This is a genomic window from uncultured Georgenia sp., assembly GCF_937958535.1.
Taxonomy (GTDB): domain Bacteria; phylum Actinomycetota; class Actinomycetes; order Actinomycetales; family Actinomycetaceae; genus Oceanitalea.
The window spans coordinates 1-5,964 of record NZ_CALGNQ010000238.1 but is presented as its reverse complement, the minus strand read 5'-3'; the positions used below and the strand labels follow the sequence as shown (position 1 = coordinate 5,964).

Annotated in this window: 6 protein-coding genes; 1 reads left to right on the top strand and 5 read right to left on the bottom strand. The window is 71.5% G+C overall.

Annotated features, from left to right (window positions below):
* Positions 1 to 78: 78 nt before the first annotated feature.
* Genes rpsR through rpsF form a run of 3 tightly spaced genes read right to left on the bottom strand, consistent with a single transcriptional unit; the run spans position 79 to position 1,237 of the window.
* Complete coding sequence (rpsR, locus tag Q0195_RS12440; protein ID WP_110853882.1) at positions 79 to 318, bottom strand: 30S ribosomal protein S18; 240 nt, start codon at positions 316 to 318, stop codon at positions 79 to 81.
* A 53-nt stretch (positions 319 to 371) separates the two neighbouring features.
* Positions 372 to 905 carry a single-stranded DNA-binding protein gene (locus Q0195_RS12435; RefSeq protein ID WP_299279036.1) on the bottom strand — a complete coding sequence of 178 codons (534 nt, stop codon included), beginning with the start codon at positions 903 to 905 and terminating at the stop codon, positions 372 to 374.
* Between the two features lie 41 nt (positions 906 to 946).
* Positions 947 to 1,237: a 30S ribosomal protein S6 gene (gene rpsF, locus Q0195_RS12430; protein ID WP_299279034.1), complete on the bottom strand. Its 291-nt coding sequence runs from the start codon at positions 1,235 to 1,237 to the stop codon at positions 947 to 949.
* Between the two features lie 158 nt (positions 1,238 to 1,395).
* Here rpsF and Q0195_RS12425 point away from each other — a divergent pair, with 158 nt between their 5' ends.
* Positions 1,396 to 2,424 carry an aminotransferase class V-fold PLP-dependent enzyme gene (locus Q0195_RS12425; RefSeq protein WP_299279032.1) on the top strand — a complete coding sequence of 343 codons (1,029 nt, stop codon included), beginning with the start codon at positions 1,396 to 1,398 and terminating at the stop codon, positions 2,422 to 2,424.
* Between the two features lie 54 nt (positions 2,425 to 2,478).
* Here Q0195_RS12425 and Q0195_RS12420 read toward each other — a convergent pair whose 3' ends face one another.
* Together Q0195_RS12420 and Q0195_RS12415 are read right to left on the bottom strand one after the other, a co-directional pair.
* Entirely contained in the window at positions 2,479 to 4,773 is a 2,295-nt protein-coding gene (locus tag Q0195_RS12420) for a transglycosylase domain-containing protein (RefSeq protein ID WP_299279030.1), read from the bottom strand.
* A gap of 243 nt (positions 4,774 to 5,016) precedes the next feature.
* Positions 5,017 to 5,964, bottom strand: a 948-nt coding sequence (locus tag Q0195_RS12415; protein WP_299279028.1) for an inositol-3-phosphate synthase, incomplete at its 5' end; no start/stop codon positions are given.

Genomic DNA, 5,964 nt, shown 5'->3' with positions numbered 1-5,964 from the left:
CGACGACGTCGCCGGCCTCACCGAGACCGGTCACCTCGTGGGTGAGAATGATCTTCGCCATTGGTGCTGTCCCTCCGCTCAGCGAGCCGAGCTCGCGTAGGGGAGCAGGGCCATCTCGCGGGCGTTCTTGACCGCCTTCGCGATGGCGCGCTGCTCCTGGACGGAGACGCCGGTCACCCGACGCGCACGGATCTTGCCGCGGTCGGAGATGAACTTGCGCAGCAGCGCAGTGTCCTTGTAGTCGATGCCCTCGACCTTGGCCGACTTCAGCGGGTTGGCCTTCTTCTTTCCGGGCTTGCGAAGTACGGGCTTCGCCATGGTGTTGCTCCTAGGGTGCTGTGGCGCGGCTCAGCGCCGCGCGGTACGTCTGGTCAGAACGGGGGCTCGTCACCGAACGAGCTCGACCCACCTGTGGCCCACGGGTCGTCGGCCTGGCCACCGGCCGGCTGGTTGAACCCGCCGCCCTGGCTGCCGAAGCCGCCGCCCTGCTGGCCGCCACCGAAACCGCCGCCCTGCCCGCCGCCGAAGCCGCCGCCACCGCGCTGGGTGCGGGTGACCTTGGCCGTGGCGTAGCGCAGCGAGGGACCGACCTCGTCGACCTGCATCTCGACGACGGTGCGCTTCTCACCCTCACGGGTCTCGAAGGACCTCTGGACGAGACGCCCCTGGACGATGACCCGCATGCCCTTGGCGAGGGACTCGGCGACGTTCTCCGCCGCCTCACGCCACACCGAGCAGCGCAGGAACAGCGTCTCGCCGTCCTTCCACTCGTTGGCCTGACGGTCGAAGGTCCGGGGCGTGGAGGCCACGGTGAAGCTGGCGACGGCCGCCCCCGAGGGGGTGAACCGCAGCTCCGGGTCGGCCGTGAGGTTGCCCACGACGGTGATGACGGTCTCGCCTGCCATGTCGGTCTCCTATGACGGGGATCAGGTGGGGGGAGGGAGGCTCAGTGAGCGTCCGGGCGGATGAGCTTGGTGCGCAGGACGGCCTCGTTGAGGCCGAGCTGGCGGTCGAGCTCCTGGGCGAGCTCCGGGGAGGCCGTCATGTTGACGACCGCGTAGATGCCCTCGGAACGCTTCTTGATGTCGTAGGCGAGACGACGCTTGCCCCAGATGTCGACGTTGTCGATCTGGCCGCCGCCGGTCTTGACCACGGAGAGCAGCTTGTCGAGCGACGGGGCGACCGTCCGCTCGTCGACCTCCGGGTCGAGAATGATCATCAGCTCGTACTGACGCATGCTTGGTACCCACCTCCTCTGGACTAGGCGGTCACGGTCCTTCCGTGACAGGAGGGTGATGCGTTCATCGGCCGTGGTGCGGGTACGCGGGTGCGCACCGACCACGGCCAGCGCACCACTCTAACGTACGGGTCGGCCCGTCCGAATAGGGTTTCCCCATGACAGTGCGCAGTTTCACCTCGGACAACGCCTCCGGCGCCCACCCCCGTGTCCTCGCCGCGCTCGCCGCTGCCGCCGAGGGGCACGCGCCCTCCTACGGCGCGGACGCCGTGACCCGCGAGCTCGAGGAGCGCGCCCGCGCCGTGTTCGGTCCGAGCGCCGCGATCTTCCCGGTCCTCAACGGCACCGGCGCCAACGTCGTCTCCCTCGCCGCGTCGCTGCAGCGGTGGGACGCCGTGGTGGCCACCGAGCACGCCCACCTGGCCACCGACGAGTCCACCGCGCCCCACCTCGTCGCCGGCGTCGCGGTCCGCACGCTCCCGGCGCCCACCGGCACCATGACGGCGGGTGACCTCGCCGCGCTGCTCGCCGACGACGACGGCAGCGTCCACCACGCCCGGCCCGCGGCGCTCTCCCTCACCCAGAGCACCGAGCTCGGCACCGTGTACCGGCCCGCCGAGCTCGCCGCGCTCACCGAGGCCGCGCACGGCCACGGGATGGTGGTGCACGTCGACGGTGCCCGGCTCGCCAACGCCGCCGCGCGGCTCGACACCTCGCTCGCCGAGCAGACTCGCGGCGTGGACGTCCTGTCCTTCGGGGCGACGAAGAACGGCGGGCTGTTCGGCGACGCCGTCGTCGTCCTCGACCCGGACCTCGCCGAACCCGTCGCCCGGCTGCGCAAGGCGGCCACCCAGCTCGCCTCGAAGATGCGGTTCGTCTCGGCGCAGCTCCTCGCCCTGCTCACCGACGACCTGTGGCGGCGCACCGCGCAGCACGCGAACGACGCCGCCGACCACCTCGCCCAGCGGCTGCGCTACGACCTGGGGATCGAGCCGGTCTACCCGGTCGAGGCGAACGCGGTGTTCCTCCCCGTCCCGCCGGACCTCCTCGGCGCGGTGACCGCGGAGCTGCCCGTCCTGCCGTGGGACCGGCGGGCCGGCGTCCTGCGGGCGGTGTGCTCGTTCGACACCACCGAGGAGGACGTGGCCGGTCTCGTCACCGGGCTGGGGCGCATCCTGGGTCGCTGAGCCGGGGAGCGTCGGCCCTGGGCGGTCGCCGGTCGTCGGCGCCCCGCCGGTGCCTCAGGTGTCCCCGCCTCCCGGGTGACGGTCGGGCAGCCCGGGGAGCAGCCGGCGGCCGGCGCCCTCCTCCTCACCCGGCGGCTCCTCCGGCGGCCCGGGCGGTGTGGGCTCCTCGAGCGTCGGCTCGTCGGTCGGCTCCTCGGTGGGCTCGGGCGGAGGCGGCGTCGTGGGCTCCTCGGTGGGCTCCGGCGGAGGCGGCGTCGTGGGCTCCTGCGTCGTCGGCTCCTCCGTCGGTTCCTCGGTGGTGGGCTCCTCCGTCGTCGGCTCCGGGTCGGGCGAGGGGACGTCGGGGGTGAAGGTCGACGTCGTCGGGGCCGGACGCTCGGGGAAGTCCTCGACGGGCACGTCCTCCAGCGCCGCGACCATGAAGTCGCGCCACATCGTCGTCGGGTAGGTCGACCCGGTGATCGAGGCGTACTCCCCGAACGGGGTGAGCGACTCCTCGGTACCGTCCTCCCCGACCTGGTACATCGCCACGACCGTGGCCAGCTGGGGCACGTACCCGGCGAACCACGCCGACCGGCCCTCGTTCGACGTCCCGGTCTTCCCCGCTGCGGGCCGGCCCAGGCTCCGGGCACGCACCCCGGTGCCCTCCTCGATCACCTTGGTCATCGCGTAGGTGGCCTCGGCCATGACGTCCGGCTCGAAGACCTCCTCACCGCTCGTGTCGGCGGTGAAGATGGTGTTCCCCTCGGCGTCGCGCACCTCGGAGACGATGTGCGGGGTGTGCCGCACCCCCTGCGCGGCGAAGGTGGCGTAGGCCCGGGCCAGGTCGATGGGGTGCGGCGAGGCGGGCCCCAGGACGTTGGAGGGCACCGGGGCGAGCCCGGCGGTGTCCTCGGGCAGCCCGGCGTCGATCGCCGCCTCCACCGACTTCTCCGGCCCGATCTGGACGTTGAGCAGCGCGTACGTCGTGTTCACCGACTGCTCGGTGGCCTCGACGAGGTCGATGTTGCCGCGGTTGAAGGAGTCGTAGTTGTTGACCGGGCGGTCGAAGCCCTCGATCTCCATCGGCGTGTAGCTCGGGAACCGGGTACTCAGCGGCACCCCCTCCCGCAGCGCGGCGACGAGGGTGAACGGCTTGAAGGTCGAACCCGCCTGCGCGACGTCCTGGGTGGCGGCGTTGCGCGGCCGCGACACGAAGTCCGGGCCGCCGTAGAGGGCGACGATCGCGCCGCTGTGCGGGTCGAGCGAGACCAGCGCCACCCGGTTGTTCTCCGGACGGTCCTCGGGCAGGGCGTCCACGACGTCGACGGCGGCCTGCTGGGCGTCGGGGTCGACCGTCGTCGTGATCCGCAGCCCGAGGGTGTCGATCTGCTCCTCGGTGAGGCCGGCCTTGGCGACGAGCTCCCGGCGGACCATGTCGAGGAGGTAGCCGGTGGGGCCGGCGTAGGTGTCGGACCGCACATGCGGGATGGTCTCGGGGAAGGTCTGCTCCGCGGCCTCGGCCTCGGTGATCCACCCGTCGGTGACCATGAAGTCCAGGGTGCGGGCCCACCGCTCCTGCGCCCGCTCCGGGTTGTTCTCCGGGTCCCAGGCGTTCGGGGAGGGGATGATGCCGGCGAGCATCGCCGACTCCGAGAGGGTGAGCTCAGCGGCCGGCTTGCCGAAGTAGGCCTGCGCGGCGGTCTCGATACCGTAGGCGTTGCGGCCGAAGTAGATGGTGTTGAGGTAGTCCTCGAGGATCTCGTCCTTGGTGAGCTCGCGGTCGATCTTCAGGGCGAGAATCGCCTCCCGGAACTTGCCGACGTAGTCGGTCGTCGTGCCCAGGTAGTAGCGCTCGACGTACTGCTGGGTGAGCGTCGAGCCGCCCTGGACCGGGTTGCCGCGCAGGTTGTTCCACAGCGCGCGGCCGATGGCGATCGGGTCGATGCCGACGTTCTCGTAGAAGCGGCGGTCCTCGGAGGCGACGACAGCGTGCCCCACGTGCGCCGGGAGGGAGTCGAGGGCGACGATCTCGCGGTTGTACTCCGCGAAGCTGCCCATCTCCGTCTCGTCGTCGGCGAAGTAGACGTGGGTGCCCTGGGCCTGGGCGAAGTCACCCGGCTCGGGGATGTCGGTGGTGAGGTAGGCCGCGGCGACGATGCCGACGACGACGGCGATCCCGGTGAGGACGGTGCCGAACACCACCCGCCAGCTCGGCAGCCAGCGGTGGAGCGGCCCCTTCCCGGCGCGCGGGTAGTCGAACCAGCGGCGCTTGCGTCCCCCGGCCGCCGTGCGCCCGGCGCGGCCCGGTGCGGCGCGGCCCCGGCCCTGGGCGCCCGTCCCGCGCCCGGTCTGCTTCCTGGCCGCCACGCGACACCTCCTCGGTTGCTGTAGCACTGCCGACGACCCCTCAGTATGCGGTAGCGACCATGCCGCATTCCGCACCCGTCCGCCCGCGGGCGACGGACTTCACACAACCCGCACCCGACCTTCCCGGGAGGTCACGACCTGCGGTGGGGGTGGTCACCGACCGTCCGGCACGGGGCCCGGAGGGGGTGAAGGTTCCGACAGGACGCGCCTGTCGGAACCTTCACCTGGGGCCGGCGGGGCGCCTCAGCGCTCCACCTCACCCGCGATGAACGCCTCGACGGACGCGCGTGCGGCCTCGTCGTCGCGCTGCTCCGGCGGGGACTTCATGAAGTAGGCGGAGGCGGACAGCAGGGGGCCGCCGATGCCGCGGTCCAGGGCGATCTTCGCCGCGCGGATCGCGTCGATGATGATGCCCGCCGAGTTCGGCGAGTCCCACACCTCGAGCTTGTACTCCAGGTTGAGCGGGACGTCGCCGAAGGCCTTGCCCTCGAGGCGGACGTAGGCCCACTTGCGGTCGTCGAGCCACTCGACGTAGTCGCTGGGGCCGATGTGCACGTCGCGCGGCGCCAGCTCGCCGGCGATGTTGGAGGTGACGGCCTGCGTCTTGGAGATCTTCTTCGACTCCAGGCGGTCGCGCTGCAGCATGTTCTTGAAGTCCATGTTGCCGCCGACGTTGAGCTGGTAGGTGCGCTCCAGCCGCACGCCGCGGTCCTCGAAGAGCTTGGCGAGCACGCGGTGGGTGATCGTCGCGCCCACCTGGGACTTGATGTCGTCACCGACGATCGGCACCCCGGCGGCGGTGAACTTGTCGGCCCACTCCTTGGTGCCGGCGATGAACACCGGCAGCGCGTTGACGAAGGCGACCCCGGCGTCGATGGCGCACTGGGCGTAGAACTTCGTCGCCTCCTCCGAGCCCACCGGCAGGTAGCAGACGAGCACGTCGACCTCGGCGGCCTTGAGCGCGGCGACGACGTCGACCGGCTCGGCGTCGGACTCCTCGATGGTGTCCGCGTAGTAGAGGCCCAGGCCGTCGAGCGTCGGGCCGCGCTGCACGGTCACCCCGGTGGTCGGGACGTCGCAGAGCTTGATGGTGTTGTTCTCGCTGGCGTTGATGGCCTCGGCCAGGTCGCGCCCGACCTTCTTGGCGTCGACGTCGAAGGCGGCGACGAACTCCACGTCGCGCACGTGGTA